18 protein-coding genes are annotated in these 19,139 nt (G+C 58.7%); 12 read left to right on the top strand and 6 right to left on the bottom strand.

The genetic code is table 11. From position 1 onward, the window contains the following. Positions 1-22 precede the first annotated feature (22 nt). The gene (locus ACF8MI_RS24710) at positions 23-868 is read left to right on the top strand and encodes an alpha/beta fold hydrolase (RefSeq protein ID WP_392517961.1); all 846 of its coding nucleotides are present in this window, start codon (positions 23-25) and stop codon (positions 866-868) included. A gap of 54 nt (positions 869-922) precedes the next feature. On the opposite strand, the gene ACF8MI_RS24705 is transcribed toward ACF8MI_RS24710, so the two are convergent. Further along, entirely contained in the window at positions 923-1,867 is a 945-nt protein-coding gene (locus ACF8MI_RS24705; RefSeq protein ID WP_392518024.1) for a GlxA family transcriptional regulator, read from the bottom strand. Between the two features lie 106 nt (positions 1,868-1,973). Here ACF8MI_RS24705 and ACF8MI_RS24700 point away from each other — a divergent pair, with 106 nt between their 5' ends. The 4 genes from ACF8MI_RS24700 (at position 1,974) to ACF8MI_RS24685 (ending at position 5,640) form a co-directional block, all read left to right on the top strand. Beyond that, a complete protein-coding gene (locus ACF8MI_RS24700; RefSeq protein ID WP_392517960.1) occupies positions 1,974-2,771 on the top strand; it encodes an SDR family NAD(P)-dependent oxidoreductase in 798 nt (265 codons plus the stop codon). Between the two features lie 19 nt (positions 2,772-2,790). After that, entirely contained in the window at positions 2,791-3,309 is a 519-nt protein-coding gene (locus ACF8MI_RS24695) for a carboxymuconolactone decarboxylase family protein (protein ID WP_392517959.1), read from the top strand. Between the two features lie 143 nt (positions 3,310-3,452). Continuing rightward, positions 3,453-4,460: a zinc-binding alcohol dehydrogenase family protein gene (locus ACF8MI_RS24690; RefSeq protein WP_392517958.1), complete on the top strand. Its 1,008-nt coding sequence runs from the start codon at positions 3,453-3,455 to the stop codon at positions 4,458-4,460. Between the two features lie 28 nt (positions 4,461-4,488). Beyond that, entirely contained in the window at positions 4,489-5,640 is a 1,152-nt protein-coding gene (locus ACF8MI_RS24685) for an L-dopachrome tautomerase-related protein (protein WP_392517957.1), read from the top strand. Here the strand turns inward: ACF8MI_RS24685 and ACF8MI_RS24680 are convergent. Both ACF8MI_RS24680 and ACF8MI_RS24675 read right to left on the bottom strand, forming a co-directional pair. Next, positions 5,637-6,557, bottom strand: a complete 921-nt coding sequence (locus tag ACF8MI_RS24680; protein WP_392518022.1) for a LysR family transcriptional regulator — start codon at positions 6,555-6,557, stop codon at positions 5,637-5,639. The two genes, ACF8MI_RS24685 and ACF8MI_RS24680, sit on opposite strands and share 4 nt — an antisense overlap. Positions 6,558-6,710: 153 nt before the next feature. After that, positions 6,711-7,061, bottom strand: coding sequence for a putative quinol monooxygenase (locus tag ACF8MI_RS24675; protein WP_392517956.1), 351 nt, complete (start codon positions 7,059-7,061; stop codon positions 6,711-6,713). A gap of 323 nt (positions 7,062-7,384) precedes the next feature. Here ACF8MI_RS24675 and ACF8MI_RS24670 point away from each other — a divergent pair, with 323 nt between their 5' ends. The 6 genes from ACF8MI_RS24670 (at position 7,385) to ACF8MI_RS24645 (ending at position 14,419) form a co-directional block, all read left to right on the top strand. Next, on the top strand, positions 7,385-8,383 hold the full coding sequence (locus ACF8MI_RS24670) for a TIGR03756 family integrating conjugative element protein (RefSeq protein ID WP_392517955.1): 999 nt from the start codon (positions 7,385-7,387) through the stop codon (positions 8,381-8,383). Then, positions 8,383-9,738, top strand: a complete 1,356-nt coding sequence (locus tag ACF8MI_RS24665) for an integrating conjugative element protein (protein ID WP_392517954.1) — start codon at positions 8,383-8,385, stop codon at positions 9,736-9,738. The genes ACF8MI_RS24670 and ACF8MI_RS24665 overlap by 1 nt, the downstream gene beginning before the upstream one ends. Further along, complete coding sequence (locus ACF8MI_RS24660; protein WP_392517953.1) at positions 9,735-10,040, top strand: hypothetical protein; 306 nt, start codon at positions 9,735-9,737, stop codon at positions 10,038-10,040. Before ACF8MI_RS24665 ends, ACF8MI_RS24660 begins: the two co-directional genes overlap by 4 nt. Before the next feature lie 9 nt (positions 10,041-10,049). Further along, entirely contained in the window at positions 10,050-11,588 is a 1,539-nt protein-coding gene (locus tag ACF8MI_RS24655; protein ID WP_392517952.1) for a conjugal transfer protein TraG N-terminal domain-containing protein, read from the top strand. An 818-nt stretch (positions 11,589-12,406) separates the two neighbouring features. After that, positions 12,407-12,772, top strand: a complete 366-nt coding sequence (locus ACF8MI_RS24650; protein WP_392517951.1) for a DUF3085 domain-containing protein — start codon at positions 12,407-12,409, stop codon at positions 12,770-12,772. Positions 12,773-13,480: 708 nt separating this feature from the next. Beyond that, positions 13,481-14,419: an ArdC family protein gene (locus ACF8MI_RS24645; protein WP_392517950.1), complete on the top strand. Its 939-nt coding sequence runs from the start codon at positions 13,481-13,483 to the stop codon at positions 14,417-14,419. Positions 14,420-14,505: 86 nt separating this feature from the next. Here ACF8MI_RS24645 and ACF8MI_RS24640 read toward each other — a convergent pair whose 3' ends face one another. Together ACF8MI_RS24640 and ACF8MI_RS24635 are read right to left on the bottom strand one after the other, a co-directional pair. Continuing rightward, a complete protein-coding gene (locus ACF8MI_RS24640; RefSeq protein WP_392517949.1) occupies positions 14,506-14,871 on the bottom strand; it encodes a histone-like nucleoid-structuring protein, MvaT/MvaU family in 366 nt (121 codons plus the stop codon). 127 nt (positions 14,872-14,998) lie between these two features. Beyond that, positions 14,999-15,193, bottom strand: a complete 195-nt coding sequence (locus ACF8MI_RS24635; protein WP_392517948.1) for a hypothetical protein — start codon at positions 15,191-15,193, stop codon at positions 14,999-15,001. 222 nt (positions 15,194-15,415) lie between these two features. Between ACF8MI_RS24635 and mobH the strand changes: the two genes are divergently transcribed. Further along, the gene (gene mobH, locus ACF8MI_RS24630; protein WP_392517947.1) at positions 15,416-17,134 is read left to right on the top strand and encodes a MobH family relaxase; all 1,719 of its coding nucleotides are present in this window, start codon (positions 15,416-15,418) and stop codon (positions 17,132-17,134) included. A 313-nt stretch (positions 17,135-17,447) separates the two neighbouring features. Here mobH and ACF8MI_RS24625 read toward each other — a convergent pair whose 3' ends face one another. Continuing rightward, on the bottom strand, positions 17,448-19,097 hold the full coding sequence (locus ACF8MI_RS24625) for an ATP-binding protein (RefSeq protein WP_392517946.1): 1,650 nt from the start codon (positions 19,095-19,097) through the stop codon (positions 17,448-17,450). Between the last annotated feature and the right edge of the window lie 42 nt (positions 19,098-19,139).

Below are 19,139 nucleotides of genomic sequence, written 5' to 3'. Positions count from 1 at the left end.
GCCCACTAAGGAAATAGCGCAAATGACCACTTCATCGCTGAGCATCCAGGCCCAAACGCAGTTCGTCGAGTTGGGTAGTCGCCGTCTCGCCTACCGGACATTCGGCAGCGGCCAGCCATTGGTACTGCTGGTGCGTTACCGCGGTACCATGGATGACTGGGATCCGCTGTTCCTCGACAATTTGGCAGGCCATGGCTTTCAAGTCACGGTGTTCGATTACAGCGGACTGGGGCAGTCAACAGGCGAACCGAGCTACAACCCAGCATCCCTGGCCAAGGACGCGATCGAACTCGTACAGGCACTTGGGCTTGGCCGTGTCGTTGTAGGCGGCTGGTCGCTGGGTGGCATCGCGGCGCAGGTGGTTCTGGCGCAAGTTCCACAATTGGTCAGCCACGTCGTACTGCTCGGTACCACGCCTCCCGGGCAATTGGCCAAACCAGGCGAGCCGCTGTTCTATGAACTGGCGAAACGCCCGAATGACTTCGAAGACTTCATCAGCCTGTTCTTCGAGCCTACTTCCCCCCGCAGCCGTGCCGCCGCCGAACAGGCCTGGACGCGGTTGGCTTCACGTACACAGGATCGCAGCCCCGAAGTGCCGGTGGAATGGGCGGCTCAGCAACTGGGCGATGGTCCCAAGGATGCGGTGTTCCCGGTCGAGGCCGTGCTGAACATCCTCAAGTCCACGAATGTACCGATTCTTCACCTCGGCGCCGATCACGATATCGTGTTCCCGGTGGAAAATTGGTATGCACTGAGCGCGCAATTGCCCACGCTGCACGTGGTGACGTTCCCGAGCGCAGGGCATGGGCCGCACATGCAATATCCCGTAGCAGCCGCACGACATATCGCGGCCTTCATCGCCGAGTAACTGTTCAACCACGCACACTTCAAGAACTGCTCTGTTAGGGTGGTTCTTGAAGATTCACCCCACCCGCCTGGCATCCCGGCGTACCGCTTGCGGCGGCACGCCGAAACCTCGAATGAACACCTCGCGCATGTGTCGCCGGTCCCTGAAACCTGTTTCCTTGGCCACGACGTCCAGGCTGTGCCGACTCTGCTCGATCATCAGCCTCGCGGCCTCCAGCCTCAAGCTTTCGACCGCCTTGGCCGGAGACTGTCCGGTTTCAGCCGTGAACACGCGGGTGAACTGCCTTGGGCTGAGGTGTACCGCCTCGGCCAACTCCTCGACACTAAGCGGCCGACTCAGGTGCTTTCGCGCATACTCCAAAGCATTTTGAATACGGTCCGATTTGGGCGCTAGCGAGAGCATTTCCGAGTGCTGCGACTGCCCACCTGAGCGGCGTTGATGCATGACCAATCTGTGGGCCACAGAGCGTGCAAGCTCCGCGCCCAGGTCTTTTTCCACCATACCCAATGCCATGTCCAACCCAGCGGTCATACCGGCCGAGGTCCAGAACGGGCCATCGACGATGAAAATGCGGTCTTCCTCGACCTGCACATCCGGGTAATGCGATTGCAGCGCACTGGCGAACGCCCAATGGGTGGTTGCACGACGATTGTCGAGTACCCCGGCCGCAGCCAGGATGAATCCGCCGGTACAGACACCCGCCGTACGCCGTGCATTGTCAGCCATCGCACGAACACAGTTGAGAACCTCCTCGCAAGGCGGTGTCAGCGGCGTCAGGGTGCCGACCACTATCCAACTGTCGGCTAGACCAGGCGTGACCAGTGGCTGGGTGTCGACGAACATGCCAAGTGAAGAGCGCACCGTGCCGCCAGCCTGCGAGAAGTTCTGCACGCTGTAAACGCGCTCACCTGCAACGAAGTTAGCCAGCTCGAATACTGCCTGCGTAGCCAACGACATGACCTGAAAACCTTCGGTCACCAAGTACCCGACTCTATGCATGATCACCTTCCTTCCTGGATGTCCTAAAACACTACTATATAGGTCATTTAAGTCGAGCACGACTCATCGCATCATGGCTCCAGTTCTCAAGCACTGGAGCAATAACATGAACAAAGAACACAGAGGCACGGCATTGATCACCGGCGCATCCAGCGGTATCGGCGCCCTCTACGCCGAGCGTCTCGCGCGCCGCGGATACGACCTGATTCTGGTGGCACGCAACCGTGAGCGCCTCAATACACTTGCCAGCCGACTCACCACTGAAACCCAACAGAATGTAGAAGTGCTGCAGGCCGACTTGGCCAACCCAGCAGGCCTGTCCCAGGTAGAACGCAAGCTGCGCGAAGACGCCAGTATTACCTTGCTGCTGAACAATGCAGGCATCGGTACCCACACCACCCTGCTGGACAGCGACGTCGAGCGGATGGCCGAAATGATCAGCCTCAACGTTACCGCCCTCACACGCCTGACCTACGCAGCGGTGCCCGGCTTCAGCGCCCGTCAGCAGGGTGCGGTCATCAATATCTCCTCCATCGTCAGCCTGGCACCTGAACTGCTCAATGGCGTGTATGGCGCCAGCAAAGCCTACGTCACGGCGTTCACGCAGTCCTTGCATAAAGAACTCTCTGCCCAGGGCATCAGCGTCCAGGCCGTTTTGCCAGGGGCAACTGCTACCGACTTCTGGGCAACCGGCGGCCTGCCGGTCGAAAACCTCGACCCGACCATCGTGATGTCAGCCAGCGACTTGGTCGACGGGGCCTTGCAGGACTTCGACAACGGGGTGCTGATTTCCATGCCATCGGTACATGACCTGGAGCAGTACGAAGCATTCGAAGCCAGCCGACAAGCGTTGCTCCCTCACCTTTCGAATCACCAGCTCGCACCGCGCTATCACACCAATTGAAACTTCCAGGAGACACACCATGACCCGTATCAACGCACTGTCCATTGACCAGGCACCTGCTGCTTCTCGCACCGCGCTGCAAGGCATCGAGAAAGGCCTGGGCTTTATCCCGAACGCGTTCGCCACCCTTGCCCATTCTCCCGCTGCCCTGTCCGGTTACCTCGCCTTGGCTCAGGCATTGGGCAAGAACAGTCTCACACCTTCCGAGCGCGAGATCGCTGCCTTGGCAGCCTCGGAAGTGAACGGTTGCGATTACTGCGTGGCGGCCCACAGCTACTTTGCCGGCAAGCTCGGGTTGGATGCCAACGACCTGCTGGCAGCACGTGCCGGCACACTCGATGGCGTAGCTGCATTAGCGCGGGCCGTGACGCTCAGCCGTGGCCAAGTCAGTGACGAGCAACTGTTCGCTGCGCGGGAGGCCGGGTTGGATGAGGCCAAGGTCGTAGACGTCATCGCCCAAGTGGCGCTGCTGACCCTGACCAACTACCTCAACAATGTGGCCCAAACCACTATCGACTTTCCGCCGCAAGCCAAGTGAGTGCAGAAGCACCTGTGGCGACCCCGCAGGTGCTCCTTGGACTTTCACTGAAATGACGAAAGTCTTCTTCTGATTCGCCTGTTTTTGCGTGAACCCAGCACGGATAGCCTGTCGTCACCTCCGAACCTGTTAAGGAAAAACCCATGAAAGCCATCGTTTTCAACCAACCCGGTTTGCCGATTCAAGATCCACAATCGCTGTTCGAAACCGACCTGCCCCACCCAACGCCCGGCCCCCGCGACCTGTTGGTGGAGGTCAAGGCCATCGCAGTCAACCCGGTGGATACCAAAGTGCGGGCACGCAGCAGCAGCCAGGGCCCGCAGGTACTGGGCTGGGATACGGTCGGTATCGTGCGCGAGGTCGGCCCTGAGGTCTCACTATTTCAGCCAGGTGATGAAGTCTTCTACGCCGGCGCTATCGACCGGCCCGGCAGCTACAGCGAGTATCACCGGGTGGACGAGCGTATCGTCGGGCATAAGCCACGCAGCCTGGACAACGCCAGCGCCGCCGCCCTGCCGCTCACCTCCATCACCGCTTGGGAGTTGCTGTTCGACCGTTTGGGTGTAGAGGAAAACGGTGGCAAGGGGCAAAGCCTGCTGGTGATCGGCGCCGCGGGTGGCGTGGGTTCGATCCTCGTGCAGTTGGCCCGCCAGCTCACGCAGTTGACCGTGATCGGCACCGCATCGCGACCCGAAACACAACAGTGGGTGCTCGAAGCAGGAGCTCATCACGTGATCGACCATTCGGTTTCAATCCCCCTTCAATTGGAAACGCAAAAGCTCAACCCGGTCGACTATGTGATCAGCCTGACGCACACCGATACCTACCTTGCCCAAATCGTCGAAGTGCTGCGTCCGCAGGGCAAGCTCGCGCTGATCGATGATCCAGCGCAACTGGACGTGGTGCCACTGAAGCGCAAATCGCTGTCGTTGCATTGGGAGCTGATGTTCACCCGTTCGCTGTACCACACCGACGACATGATCAAACAGCACCATTTGCTCGAACGGGTGGCCCAGTTGATCGACGATGGCGTGTTGAAAACGACCCTCGGCGAACACTTCGGCACCATCAGCGCAGACAATCTCAAGCGTGCGCATGCGCTGATCGAAAGTGGTAAAGCCAAAGGCAAGATCGTGTTGGAAGGCTTCTGATCGCGCCGATCACTTCAAGGATCCGAACATGAATGCATTCTTCAAAGTGGCAAGCCTTGCGCTTGCCGTCTGCACCAGTGGACTCACGTTCGCTAACCAAGCCCCCCAGCCTATTAGCAACATCGAGCAGGTTTACACTTTCAACGGCGCGATGCCCACAGGCGTTACCGTGAGCGAGACGGGCAGGATCTTCATCAATTTCCCCCGCTGGGGCGATGACGTGCCCTTCACGGTTGCGGAAATCGCCCATGGCCAACTGGTCCCCTACCCGGACCTGAAAACCAACTCGGCGGTGCCTGATGACCCTGAGGAAGGTTTCATCAGCGTCCAGAGCGTGGTTGCCGACGGGCAAGGCCGTGTTTGGGTGCTCGATACCGCAGCACCCAAGTTCTCCCCCCCGATCCCAGGCGGCGCCAAATTGGTGGCCATCGACCTGGCGACCAACACAATCGTCAAGACCTTAGTATTTCCGCGTGACGTGATTCTGCCCAGCACCTACGTAAACGATGTTCGATTTGATTTTCGCGTCGGCAAGCAAGGCGTGGCCTACGTCACCGACTCTTCGGTCAGCGGCCCGGGTGGCATCATCGTGATGGACCTGGCCACTGGCCAAGCGACCCGCCGCCTGAGTGGCGCACAAGCCACATCGGTCGACTCCACCTTCATCCCGGTCATCGAAGGCAAGCCTGCACTCATCACGAAAAACGCCAACGGTGAAGCGGCGCTGCTGCAGGTGGCATCCGACGGTATCGCGTTGTCGAATGACGGCAAGACGCTGTACTTCTGCCCATTGTCGAGCAGGCACCTCTACTCGGTGCCGACGGCTCTACTGCGGGACCAGAACGTGAGTGAAGCCGAGCTGGAAGCCGCCGTGGTCGACCTGGGCGAAAAAGGCGCCTCCGATGGCCTTGAAGCGGATGCGGACGGCACGGTCTACGCCGGCGACTATGAACACAACGCAATCGTTAAGCGCGCTGCTGACGGTCACTGGCAAACCCTTGCCCAAGACCCGCGCATGCTGTGGCCGGACACCTTGTCCATAGGACCTGACGGCTATCTGTACTTCACCGCCAACCAACTGCACCGCTCACCTAACTTCAACGACGGCCAGGACAAGCGCCAGAAACCCTACAGCCTGATGCGCGTGAGGATCGACGCCAAACCGGCTGACACACATTAAGCCTGAGGTAATGCGGGCTGTTTGAAATAGCGCTCACAGCGCTCTGACAAAAAGGCCCGCAATACCTGTAACGCTGGCGTGAGCGAAGTACGGTGCGCGCACACCAGCTGCAGAGGCGCCGGCTGGCCATAGTCGTCCGGAAAGATTTCTACCAGACGACCACCGCGAATGTCGTCCATTACATCGAGCTTTGATTTGTAGACCACACCCAACCCAGCGACCGCCCAGCGCCTGACAACATCGGCATCATCGCTGGTACGGTTGCCACTTACCTGAATGATTTTTACCCCGTCGGGCGTATGAAAATGCCAGCGCTCGTATGTTTGCTCGCCCATGACATAGCGCAGACAGTTATGGCGGTTCAATGCTTCAAGGGTTTCTGGCTGGCCGTAGCGGGCGATGTAATCGGGTGATGCACACACCGTTCTTCGGTTGGACGGGCACAGCGTCAGCGACACCAGACTGGAATCTGCGAGCAGGCCGTAACGGATGCTCGCATCCAGTTGCTCGCCAAACAGGTCAGCAACCTGGTCACTGACTCGCAGTTGTAGAAGCACCTTGGGGTGTAACTGCTGGAATTCATCGAGCCAGGGCAACAGGACATTGCGCCCCAAGTCCGAAGGCATGGACAAGCGAAGTAATCCAGCAATTTCATCCCGCCCCTCCGTCAGCGCCACCTCACCCAATTTGAGTGTTTCAAGGGCCTGGCGCGCATGGGGAAGATATCGCTCTCCGTCGTCCGACAGGCGCAACCGGCGCGTGGAGCGAATGAACAGGCGTACCCCCAGGCAACCCTCCAGCCGTTGGACGGCTCCGCTGGCCAGCGCAGGCGAGATGTCCATCAACCTGGCAGCCGCTGAAAAACTTCCCACCTCAGTGGTCGTCACAAAGATCTGGAGGTCGTCGAGCCGGGGGATTTTCTTCAATTGGGCGCTCTGTGCGTAAAACGAGTTACGTTAGCGAAAAGGGAGGCGTTTGCGCGCGTGATCCAACCGTAATCTTTCGCAACCTCATAGGAGAATTGAAATTTTCTTAAGTGATCCGGGCGCAGGGCAACGCAAAGCGACAGCTCAAGGAAGACCATTACCCGTCCAGAATGTCGGCTCGTAAACGTCTTCTACAGCAGCACCAGATGAGGCCGGTTGGAGCCTCGAAACCTCAATTAAAGCCCTGCCATTGAGCGTAGTACTGAGCGCGCCGAATGCTGCACCGGCGATATGTTGCGCCAATGCGTCCGCATCTCGCCACTGCTCCAGCATCGTCCATTGGTGCTGCGACTCCATGTTTGCATACAGGACGTAGTGGAGGCATCCCTCCTCCAGCCGGGTTGCCTTTACCGCCTGAAGCAAAGCGTCATGTATTTGCACAGCCCATTCAGGCTTAGCGGTGATGTGCGCAACAACAGTAATCGTATTCAGCATGACGGCTAATCCAAAGCGGAAAAGGCCAGCTTGGCCATACCTCGCTGACGATTAAACCGGCATCACGTGAAATCAGTTTCACCGAAACGATGAAGATGGCTCAAACCAGTTGGCATTGCCTTACCTAACCAGCGCCACTTCGACAAAAACCTCGCCCACAAAGAGAACATTTGTACTCCATCAAGAAATCTCATCACCTACCCGGTTCTGCCCTAAATCGATTCCGCCTCACTCAGTTTCTCAGCCGGAAATCGTGGGTGACTCAACGATGATTGACGCTCATGCAATGGATGCACACCGCTGGATACTGCTGAGCTCAATCCATGAATGCATTAGTCCCCAAATTAACGCTTCCGGTTACGTCGGCAAGATCAAGACCGTGTCGGAGTGCGCGATACCGCTATCGGTCGGTAGCGATAGCAGCTTTAGTGGCAGTGGCTGAACAATCCTTAGCGTTGACGACCCCAAATATCATCAGTTCGATTAACTCACTGCAGTGCTTGGAGTACCGTGTCGTCGGTATCTGCTATTGGCTACTGTGTACGCCCTTCGGCTGTACGGTGCGAACCTCGCCCAAGGTTCGCCACTTCATTCCCGAGCTAGTGGTGTCGAGCTATTCCGATACCGGCAGCAACCCCTGGGGCGAGATGTCTGCCCTGTCGGCGCCGACACCCCTGTCGCAAGGCGGGGGCAACCTGATCACGCCCTCGTCGCAGCGCGACAACCTTCCCCGCTTCAAAAATGTCGACGGCATCGGGCATCCCGGCGGCGCTGCCCTGACGGCCCTGGCCCACAGTTTCGGGTATGCGTGTCCGAGCGGGGCGGTGCCGCTTGCGCCCTACTACCTCAGTACGCTCGATCCGATGGCCTGGCGCCACGCCATCCCCGAGTCCATGTACCCGCAGGCGCTCATTCCGGGCATGCGCGAGATCGGTAGCCAAGCCCTCGGTAACATGTGGGGCAACGTCTACCCACGGCAGGGTTTCCTGATACAGCCAGACGACTTCAAGGCCGCCGCGGTGATGGCACAGCGCGCTAGTGACTTCATCACCCGCGCTGGCCAGCCGCATGTGTATCTACCGCTGCAGCCGATGCCAGCGCCAGGCTACTGGCCACCGCAGCCGGTGATGGAGAACAACATCAACAACCACCGCTGGCAGTTACTCGCACCGATGGTGCAGAGCACCTGCGCCATCTTCCCCAGCCCAACGATCCAAAGTGCCGAGGGCGCCTACGCCTGGTCGCTGTGGCGCCCGTACAGGTGCTGCCAACGCATGGGCCAGACCTTCCTGTTCAGCATCGACTTTGATGGAGGCCAGTGATGAACACCCTCTCGCTCGGGTTGGTATGTCTTTTCGTGTGCGCCGCTGGCCACGCCGCCGAGAGTGGCTACCACCTGGGCGACCAGGCACAGGTGTTGGACGACCGCGTTATGTACACCATCGGTGGCGGATCGGCGGCTGGCGCGCCCTCCTCGCTCTACCGCCCTAGCGGACTCGGCGTCGGCCTGTCCTGGCGTGCGAACATGATGTGCGGAAACATGAACCTCTCCAACACCCTGCAGAACCAGCTCAACGGTGCCACCCAGGGTTTCCAGCAGATCATGGGCAACGTCATCCAGAACGCCACCCAGGCGGTGATGTCGCTGCCAGCGATGATCATCCAGCGCGCCAACCCCGGGCTGTATGAGCTGCTGAGCAACGGCGTGCTCCAGGGGCGCATCGACTTCGACCGCTCCAAACTCACCTGCCAGGCGATGGCGGCGAAGATGGCTGACAAAGTGGATCAGGCGGGTTGGGGAGCACTGGCGCAGAACCAGGAAATGCAGCACAACCTGGAGCAATCCGACGGTGATGCCGTGACTGCGGTAAAGGACACCGAATCGAACAACGGCAACAACGGCGTCAGCTGGGTCGGCGGGCAGAAAGCCGGCGGCCATGGCCAGGCGCCGATCCGGGTGACCTCGGACGTGGTCAAAGCGGGTTACAACTTGCTGCACAACCGCTCGGTAGAGGACACCTCGGCGGTTGGCTCGGGTTGTCAGAATGGCGCGATCTGCCAGGCCTGGTCGAACCCCGAGGAAGCGGCTGCGTGGGCCACACGGGTACTCGGTGAAACCGAGGTGGAGACCTGTGATGACTGCGAGACGCTGCGCGTCAGCGCGGGTGCCGGTCTCACGCCATTAATCCAGGAAACCTACACCGAGCACCTCGAGGGTTTGCAGCGCATGCTGTCGGGCGCGGAGGAACCTACCCCAGAGAACCTGGGCAAAGTCTCCAGCCCGCTGCTGCACGTCTCACGTGGCGTCATTGAGGGCCTGCGCGATGACCCCGACCAGAACCTGCTGGCCCGGCGCCTAGCCAGCGAGACCGCGCTTTCGAGCGTGATCTACAAAGCGATGCTGCTGCAGCGCACGCTGCTGGCCGGCAGCCACGAACCCAACGTGGCGTCGGCACAGCCCGCCACCACCGCCCTCAACAGCAATGTCGAAACACTGGAACGCGAGATCCGCTTGTTGCAAACCGAGTTGCAAGTGCGCCAAGCCCTGGCCACCAACACCGCCAGTCTGGTCCTCGATCGTCACGCCGGCGGCGCCGATGCCTCACGCAGCATCGACCAGCGCGATCCGCAGCCCGACCGCCTACACCGTGCGGAACAAGGAAGGAGCGCACCATGATGCCGTTTTCTGCGAGGAGCATTACCCTCCGAGTCCTGATGATCCTCGGCGCCATGGTGGCCACGTTGCTGATTGCCTGGACGGCGCTGCAGCTGAGCGGCCCCCAGCTGGATTGGTTCAAGGAAGCCCACCGGCATACGCCCTATTTCGCCTGCTGGCGCGCCCTGTTGTACGTCCTGATCTTCGCCGGCTGGACCGCAGCACTCCGCTTGCGGCATCCCCCTGAAGACCAGCAACGGTTGTTACGCCTGGGCCTAATCGGCTTCGGCTCGATTGTCCTGGTCGAACTGTCACGTGTGTGAGGTGCAGCCATGAACATGAGCACCAACAGCTACCTCGAATACTACCTGTCGCTGCTGGCATGGATCATCAACAACGGTATTTGGAACACGCTGGCAGACACCGGGCTGTTCGCCGCGCCTTTTGGCGCGATCATCCTGCAGGAATGGTTGTCGGCCCGCCAACAGGGGGCCGATGAGGGCAATAAGGGCTTGCTGTCGATCCCCCGCGTCGAGAACCGGCTGTGGATGAGCTACGTCGTCATCCTGTTTGGCTGTATGCCGTTTTTCCCATTGAACCTTTCCTCGGTGACCTTCGACGACGCGGCGAGCCAGCGCTGTGGGGTGTCGATGGCCAAGCCCGCCGACACGGCCTGGGGCATGACCTTCAACACCATTGGCGAGAAATCCGCCAACGTGCCGGTGTGGTGGTACCTGGTGCATGCCATGAGCAAGGGCATCACCGCCGCAGCGACGGCATCGATACCCTGCGCGCCCGACATTCGCGCGATGCGCATGGAGATCGACAGCTCGCGGATCAATGACCAGGTGCTGCTGCAGGAAGTCGCCGATTTCACCCGCGACTGCTATGGCTATTCGCGCTCGCGGCTGTTTACCAACCGCCCTGAGCTGGACGAGTCGCAGAGCTACGATGCGTCCTGGATTGGTTCGACGTATCTGCTCGACACCCCGGGCTACTACGACACGGATCGCTCGCGCACGCCCCGGGTTGATTGGCCATATGACGAGACACGGGACACCTCCCTGCCCCGGTTGGACAACGGTGCGGGCTACCCAACCTGCAAGCAGTGGTGGAGCGATGCCACGGTCGGCTTGCGCGACCGTCTGGTCGCCGAGGTCGATCCTAATCTGCTCACGCAGTTACGCGGCTGGTTGACCGGGCGGAGCTCTGCCGAAATCGAAGACGCCACCCTCCGTGAACTGGTGAGCCCGCGCCAGCAGTCACTGAACATGGCGCCTGGTCAGGTGTTCCAAGACTACGGCAGCAGCGCCCGAGGCGGCTCATTGACCCAGGGGCTCAACAATCTGGCGACCAACACCGGCCTGGCCCTAGGCTCGTTCAGCAACTTCCCGGCGATGAATGCGCTGCGCGCTGCACTGCCAATGGTGCAGGCCTTTCTGATCATGGGTACGATCATAAGCCTGCCGCTGGTGCTGCTGATCAGCACGTATCAGCTCAAAGCGCTGATGACGATCACCTTCGCACTGTTCACGCTGCACATGCTGACGTTCTGGTGGGAGCTCGCCCGCTGGATCGACTCGAGTATGCTGGACACGCTGTACCACCAGGTCTCTGTCACGGACCAGGCGCTTTTAACATTGCCAACGGCAGGGTTCATGGATGGGACGGTCACCGCGCAGGTGATCGAGTACGTCATGGGGGCAATGTTTGTAGTGTTGCCGATGTTTTTTCTCAGCGTGATGAGCTGGACGGGTTACAACGTGGGCAGTGGTGTCCAGACACTATTGACCCGCGCAACGGAAGGAGCCCAAGGCCACGCCGAGAAAGGAACATCCCAACTGATGTCGGCAGCTCGGAAATCAAAGTAATCGATTATCTCGGCGCACCATTGTCATCGTACATTTCTGGGTATCTGAGATGATGCCGAGGATGACTCATTTCATGCATCCTTGGTTGCCTGACAGTACTGATAGACAACGCCGCAATGATCCACAGAGCGACCATCCCAATCGCTAAAAGGAATGCGCCTGATGCAATAGCGAGCAAAAGCATCAACTTGAGTACCTGCATGCCGACCCGCCGATACCCAAACGGCACGCTCGCCCAAATCGGTGAATGCAACACGCTGGCTTCTAGCTGATTCACCAATCGACCCGCGCGAGTTGCGGCACTAATCAAGTACTTGCCAAAAGGCGTACGGCCGGGGTTTGAAGACGCTGGGGTCGTCATTTTCGTACCTCCGTTTACTTCACCGCACGTGCGGTAAAACCGCTTTAAACAATTTGGATCCAAGCCTTAGCTTACTCCTCTCCTGCGGATTTCCATGACCGTTGATCACCTGGTTTGCGCTGTTGATCGCCAGTGGAACTGCATGGATTGACGCAGTGCACCCTTCTAAAAATCACCATTGACGCAATGCCAACCCGCTTGATAAACCGGACATGCAAGCGCTGGAATTCCAGCACCCCAGGTGGCCTCAACCTTCAAGGCCACGTCACTCCCGTGACGGTTGTCCCAAGGGCGATAAGCGTTCGGTGGCTCGCCCGGTTACCGCTCCCGCGGTGATGAGCGCTCTTTCACATCTGCCTCACGGAGCCCTGCTCCGTTGAAGCTCCTTTTCCATTTCCGTGCTGGGAATTCTTCCCGCATGGGTGGCATTCCTCCGCACTGCCTGGAGGAACTCACCATGTTGCGCTTCACAGGAACTGAACTTCACGCTGTCTTGACCGAGGCGGCCGTCATCGGCTGTCGAGTCGTCTTGGTCAAAGACCACGGTGTCTACCTCATGTCCGAGTTTGGTGAAAGCAAACCCGACGGAGGTAGCCGCAAACACATTGCCTACGCCATGGGCTGCAACCCTGACGTCGACGACTTCGACGCTTGGTGGAATCGCGCACGCGGTGAATTCGGTGGCGACGATTTTGCCGAGTACTTCGACTTTGATGATCCGGTTCTGGAAAGCCTACGCGGCACCAACGGGTCGCTGGTAGTTGAAGCCACATCCACGCACCTGTACATCGCTGCCGAGATTGCCCTCTCTGGGAAATCCTGAATGCTCTCGCAACACCCGCGATGTCCCAGGGATGCACGCGCTAGTGCCTCTCTGGGATATCGCCCACTTCAATCTTTACGCCGACAGCAGCCGTTCATCTGGACCTTTCGAGTGGAAAGCCTTTGCTGGAAGCGGGTGGAAACTTGCCCTGGTCGGTGCCCTTTATCAGGTATTGACCCCACAGACAAGCGCGTTTTAATGCCTAGACACGCCCAGTTCACAGTGTGAGTTGTGGCGATGGGACTTCCCACGAGTTGTTCGTGAAGCCATCGCCGGATCAGCTCCCGGGAGGCACCAGTGTCCAGGAAGAACCGCTCCTTACCCGCCATTGTCCTGAGCCCAGGGGTTTGGCAATTCATCGCTGAGGTCGGTACGGCTACTGACGCAGTCGTGCAATCAGGGAAGCGCCTGCAAGCCGTATTGGGCATTGCCCTTTCATCGTTAGACCGTCGCCACTTGCGCCAGCCGCTCGAGTTGCTGCTCGGTCACACCTCCAAGAGCGACTCCCCCCCATCGACGGCTGCCCCTCAGCTACTGGTAACTCACATCACGCCAGCGACCGGCCCTGTTTTTCTTCACATCAGGTTGCCACATGAGATCGGTGTGGACATCTCATCGGCCTGAACGCCCACCCTACCACTGTCCACTTACCCCACCGGGAACCCTTCCCGGCCGGGCAGCGTTCCCCTTCTTTGACTGGAGAACGTCATGTCCGATATCTACCTGGACGTCACCAACAAGATTGTCAGTGCCCTGAGCCAAGGGGTCATCCCCTGGATCAAACCCTGGAGCACTTCAGGCTCCAGTGCTGACGCACCTTTCCCCATTAACGCAATCACCCGGCGCCCCTATGCCGGCATCAACATTCCACTGCTATGGGCCGAAGCACGTCTGCGCGGATACCGCCAGGATCGCTGGCTCACCTACAACCAGGCTCGCAAAGCTGGTGGTCACGTACGCAAGGGCGAGCAATCGACCCTCGCGGTGCTGTACAAACCCATGAGCAAGGAAGCACACGACGAAGACGGCCAGGTCGTCCGTGATGAGCAAGGCAACGTCAAGATGGTGCAATTCGCGCTGCTGCGGACGCATTGCCTGTTCAACATCGAGCAGACCGAGGGACTACCCAACGACGAGCAGCACCACGATGAGAGTGAAGATCCGGTGGCGTTCATCGATCATGCACCTGCCGAGCGACTGTTGGCCGCCAGCGGCGCACGCATCGACCATCGCTACGGGGATGACGCGTTCTATCTACCGATACGGGATCTCATTCAATTACCCACCAAGGCCCAGTTCGTGGACGTCGGCAGCTACTACGCGACCGCGCTGCATGAGCTGACGCACTGGTCGGGTCACCACGCCCGCCTCAACCGGGAAGGCATCACAGGCGGGCACGCGTTTGGCTCTGCAGCCTACGCCTTCGAGGAATTGGTCGCGGAGATGGGTGCGGCATTTCTCTGCGCCCTCACCGGCACCCAGGGCGAGCTGCGCCACGAAGAGTACCTGGCATCCTGGTTGAAGATCCTCAAGGAAGACAAGCGGGCCATCTTCCGCGCCAGTGGACAGGCGCGTGAGGCGTCCGAGTACCTGGTGGCACTGCAGTCGGATCAGTCCAGCGAGACGACCGAACGGCTCACGGCGTGACTTTTCACCTCAAGCACAAAGGCCCCAACCGGGGCCTTTGTTTTGCCTGCAACGCCGAGCATCGGCCGCTGCAATTGAGCAAGCAATTACTGCAGCCAGCTCTCGACGGTATCCGAGCCGTGCTCCTGCTTCCACTGCTTGAGGATCTTGTGATTACCGCCCTTGGTTTCGACGATCTCGCCGCTATGCGGGTGCTTGTAGCGCTTGACCTCACGCGGCTTGCGCTGAGCGCCGGTGGAGGCGCTGGAAGTAGTCAGGCTTACGCCCTTGGACGGGTCGAGAATGGTGATGACCTGGCGCAGGTTCATGCCGTACTCATCCAGCAAGGCCTTGAGCTTTTGTTCAAACTCGATTTCCTGCTTCAGGCCGGAATCGTTTTTCATCGCGTCCAGCTGTTGAAGTTGAGCAGCCAGTTGAGCTTCCAGTGCTTTGAATTCGGCAAGTTTGGACATGTGAAATCTTTCCTAGGGTTGGGGCATGTGTGGCGATATTACCTGAGGCACAACTACTCGCCGAGCGTTAATTCGCTCTTCAGCTAACTTTTCATCCTTCAACATGTGCACAGTTCTATGTGATTAATCAGTCCGGCAAGAACTGGCAAAGGTGGCCCACTAGTTCACGAGGTGCAGCACTGTTGCTGATCTTGAACAGCATGCAGCGCTGACTGCGTGGCAGCTTTTTCGCGCAACGCGTGGCGGCCGATCGAATGGCAGCATCCGTCCCATGAATTCGGTCAGCCAGTAGCACGATCAAAATGGCATCGCTCAACGTCATCAGGCCACATTCCTCGAAATAATGTCGGACAGTCTACCTCCCGAGGAAAGGACAGGCCATTCCGGTCCCGCAGGTAACCCGATGCGCCAGGCTTCGAATTTTCGCGTTCGCGAAAAGGCTCAAGGCGTTAAAGGGTAACGGCGGCAATGGTAAGGGGGCACAAGGGTAAGAGGCCTATCCGAAAAGGCAAAAGGACCTTCTGAATGTAAAGCAGGTAACGCGATGAAGCGCTGGTGGTTCAAGCATGAAAAAGGCAATGCCGCGGCGCCCGCACTCGCTCCAGCGCCCGAGGGATTCTTCCTCCCACTACCCGCAGAATCCCTGCTCTGTGCCGACCACCGGAAAAAGCTGCTGGAGCGCATCTGGCAATTCACGGCGCTCTCCGAGACTCAGTTTGAACAGCTCTACCTTGATCCGATCCGCCGTTACACCGCCTTTGTACAGCAACTCCCCGCCAGCGAAAGCCACCACCATGCCTATCCGGGCGGCATGCTGGACCATGGACTGGAACTGGTGGCCTGCAGCCTGAAGCTGCGCCAATCGTACCTGCTCCCCAGCGGCGCGGCGCCGGAAGACCAGGTCGCGCAGGCCGACGCCTGGAGCGCGGCGATTGCCTATGGCGCCCTGCTCCATGACATTGGCAAGATTGCCGTGGACCTGCAGGTGGAGTATCAGAATGGCGAGGTGTGGCACCCGTGGCACGGTCCTTTGGCCCAGCCCTATCGTTTTCGCTATCTGGCCGGCCGCGACTACAAGCTGCACGGCGCCGCCACGGGGCTGCTGTACACACAGATTTTGACGCCTCTCCAGCTCGACTGGCTCAGCAACTATCCGGTCTTGTGGAGCCACCTGCTCTTCCTGCTGACCGACCACTACGAGCATGCCGGCACCCTCGGTGAACTGGTGCTGCAAGCCGACCGTGTATCCACCGCGCAGAACATCGGTGCCAACCCCACCAAGGCACTGCAGGCACCCAAACACTCCCTGCAGCATCATCTGCTCACGGGCCTGCGCCACCTGGTCAAAAATGAGTTCAAGCTCAACCAGCCCGGTGCGGCCGGCTGGCTCACCCAGGACCATCTCTGGTTGGTCAGCAAGACCGCCACCGACAAACTGCGCGCCTACCTCCTCGCTCAGGCGGTGGAGGGCATCCCCTCCTCCAACATCGCCTTGTTCGATGAATTGCAATCACATGGCTTGGTAGACGCGACACCTGGGGGCAAAGCGGTATGGAATGCCAACGTAACAGACGATGACTGGCAACATCGCTTTACTTTTCTCCGCCTGCAACCGAGCCTTATTTGGGCAGATGCGCCGCGACCAACCTGCTTTAGGGGCAAGGTTGAGCCGATAATAGAAGGTTCCCTGCCGGCTGGTGAAATCAATGAGCCGTCTCCGGATCGGCATCCAGCGGCACCAGAAGTCAATCAAGCCGTCGCCGTGCTGCGAGATAAGGAGTTCGACTACCTTGACGACCTCATGGACATATTGCAAGTGCCGGGCGAACGCGAGAGTGGATCAGCCGTTGAGCAGACGCAATCCGCCACTGCTCCAACACAGGATGCCGTGGGGCTGGCCTTTCTCGAGTGGCTGCGCGAGGGAGTTCACAGTCATCGCTTAGTGATCAATGACAGCAAGGCCAAGGTCCATACGGTGGACGGTACTTTCTTCCTGGTCACACCGGGCATTTTCCAACGCTACGCCGCGGAGCATCCAGAGCATGCCGGAAGGGACGACAAGATCGAACCATGGCGTCGTATTCAACGTCACTTTGAGAAGCTGAATCTACATAAGAAGACGCCCAATGGCCTTAACATTTGGACATGCACAGTTAGAGGCTCTCGCAGCGCCAGTTCGCTGAATGGCTACTTGCTACGCGATGCCAGGTCAATTTCGGGTGAGCTTCCCAACAATAATCCGTTTTTGACTTTGATGCCTTGAATATCTCAACTATCTATTCGTTCATTTTCGAACCGTGTGAGATGTGGCAATCAGAACTGGTGCCGCTGATAGTTTTGCTGGATCTGCTGGAGACACAAAGTATTTCTCGCTTCGAGTTGAGCAAGCAGCTCTTGCGTTGCGCGTTCAGCGGCACAAAATTCAGCCAATTGTGACACTGGGATAATCCTCTGGAAGGACGCACATGTGTGGGCCGAATATAGCAAAGCTTGGGGCAATCATTCATACGTGCCCTGGAAGCGTGGCTGAAGAAACCACAAGGGCATGAAGCCTTTGTGGTTTGCGAGTCGCAAGGTTACTGGATGTTTTGCTTGCGCCAGTTATCGACGGCAATCGACAGGCGCTTATCATTGACGGGCTTTTGCCACTCATCCCAGAAATTGACCGTACCGCTTTTCGGTTTGTTTAGAGGCTCGTCGATCCTGATCCGGCTTGGCAGAAGGCTTGCGTCACCGACAACCAAGGCCTCGCCGGTATCGAGGGTCGGCAGGATATCGCTGAACCCACCGAGGCTATCAGGCAGCAGTCGTTTGATGACACCCTGATCCTCTGCGTTCGTGAGCCTCATGGACACGAAGTTGCTGCACTGGCTGAGCATGGTCTTGTTCACCTCAGACGGACGTTGGCTGATCACCACCAGGCTGACGCCGTATTTGCGGCCTTCCTTCGCTATGCGCTCGAAGATGTCTAGGGATATATCATCGGCAGATTCCGCCATGTTGCGCTGAGGCATGTAGAGATGCGCTTCGTCACACAAAAGCGCAATTGGATGGCGCAACTCTGAAGGCGTCCATTGCTGGACCGAGAACGTGACCCGCGCAACGAGGGAGACGATTAGCGGTAGAACGTCTGAAGGCACTTCGGAAAAGTTGATGATTTTGATACCAGCTTTGCTGTTCTCACCAGTGCTGCCGAGCACGGCCGTGGTGAATTTCTCAAGCCAGGAAAAATCGAGCACGTCTCCGCCGCCGCTGAACATGAATCCCAGGCGTCGATCAGAAATTTTGTTCTCCAGCCGGGAAATCATCCGGGACAGCTTTCCGTTGAAGTCGCCTTGTTTGTCACCGCGAGCGCCGGGAACCATCTCGACGTTGATCTCGTTCAACCGGCTCATGAGGACATCAAGACTGAAAGGAACCGGACTGTCGACCGTGAAGTGCTTCAGTACGTCTTGCTGGCCACCATCTTCCAGGTACTTTCGTTTTGCCTGGTTGATCTCGCGCGCCATGATCATGGCTTGGTTGGGCGCATTCTGGTCGCTGCGATCCACGAACATCGACACTAGCGCCTCATAGGACAGCAGCCAGTAAGGCAGGTAGAGCACACCGTCGCCGATGGTTTTTTTCGCTTCAACGTCTGCGGGACCAGCCACCTTGAAGTGTTGAATGCCGTTCCCTACCAATGGTGCGTATTCGCCGTGGAGGTCGAAGACGATGGCATTCGCCGTGGAGAGCCTCGACATCTGCTCGATGATCTTGGCAGTCGTCCAGGACTTGCCCGAGCCAGTACTGCCACCAATGAAAGCGTGACGCTGGAAGAACTTGTTGCCGTTGAGGTAGGCAACGGCATGCTCGTCGAGCGTGTACTTGCCTAGCGTCAGTGCGTTTCCGTCAGCAGAGACGCTGGAGAGCGTGCGCATGAAGCCCGTGAGATTGTCACCTTCGAGCGAGAAGCAGTTTGCGTCGATTTCAGGAACGCTTTCGAGAGTGCGGCGGAACACGTTTTCTTTTGCGCCGTCTCGATCCAGCATGGTTCCGATCAGGGCGATGCGGCACAGATTCAATTCTGAAGGCTGGTCATTGATCCCTTCATTCACCAAGCCTTCAATGCCGCGTTTGCGGGTCACCTGGGTGATGAGACCGATGAGATGTTGGCCGGGCCGGCTGCTTTGGAGTACCGCCAGGTGGTTAACCTGCAGCCTCTTGAGCTGGTCGACATTCTCCACGTCCACGATCACATTTGTCGTATCGACGGAGGCAACTTTCCC

Origin of the sequence: Pseudomonas sp. yb_9 (assembly GCF_043103635.1) — a bacterium.
Lineage (GTDB): Bacteria > Pseudomonadota > Gammaproteobacteria > Pseudomonadales > Pseudomonadaceae > Aquipseudomonas > Aquipseudomonas monteilii.
This window is presented reverse-complemented; position numbering and strand designations above follow the sequence as displayed.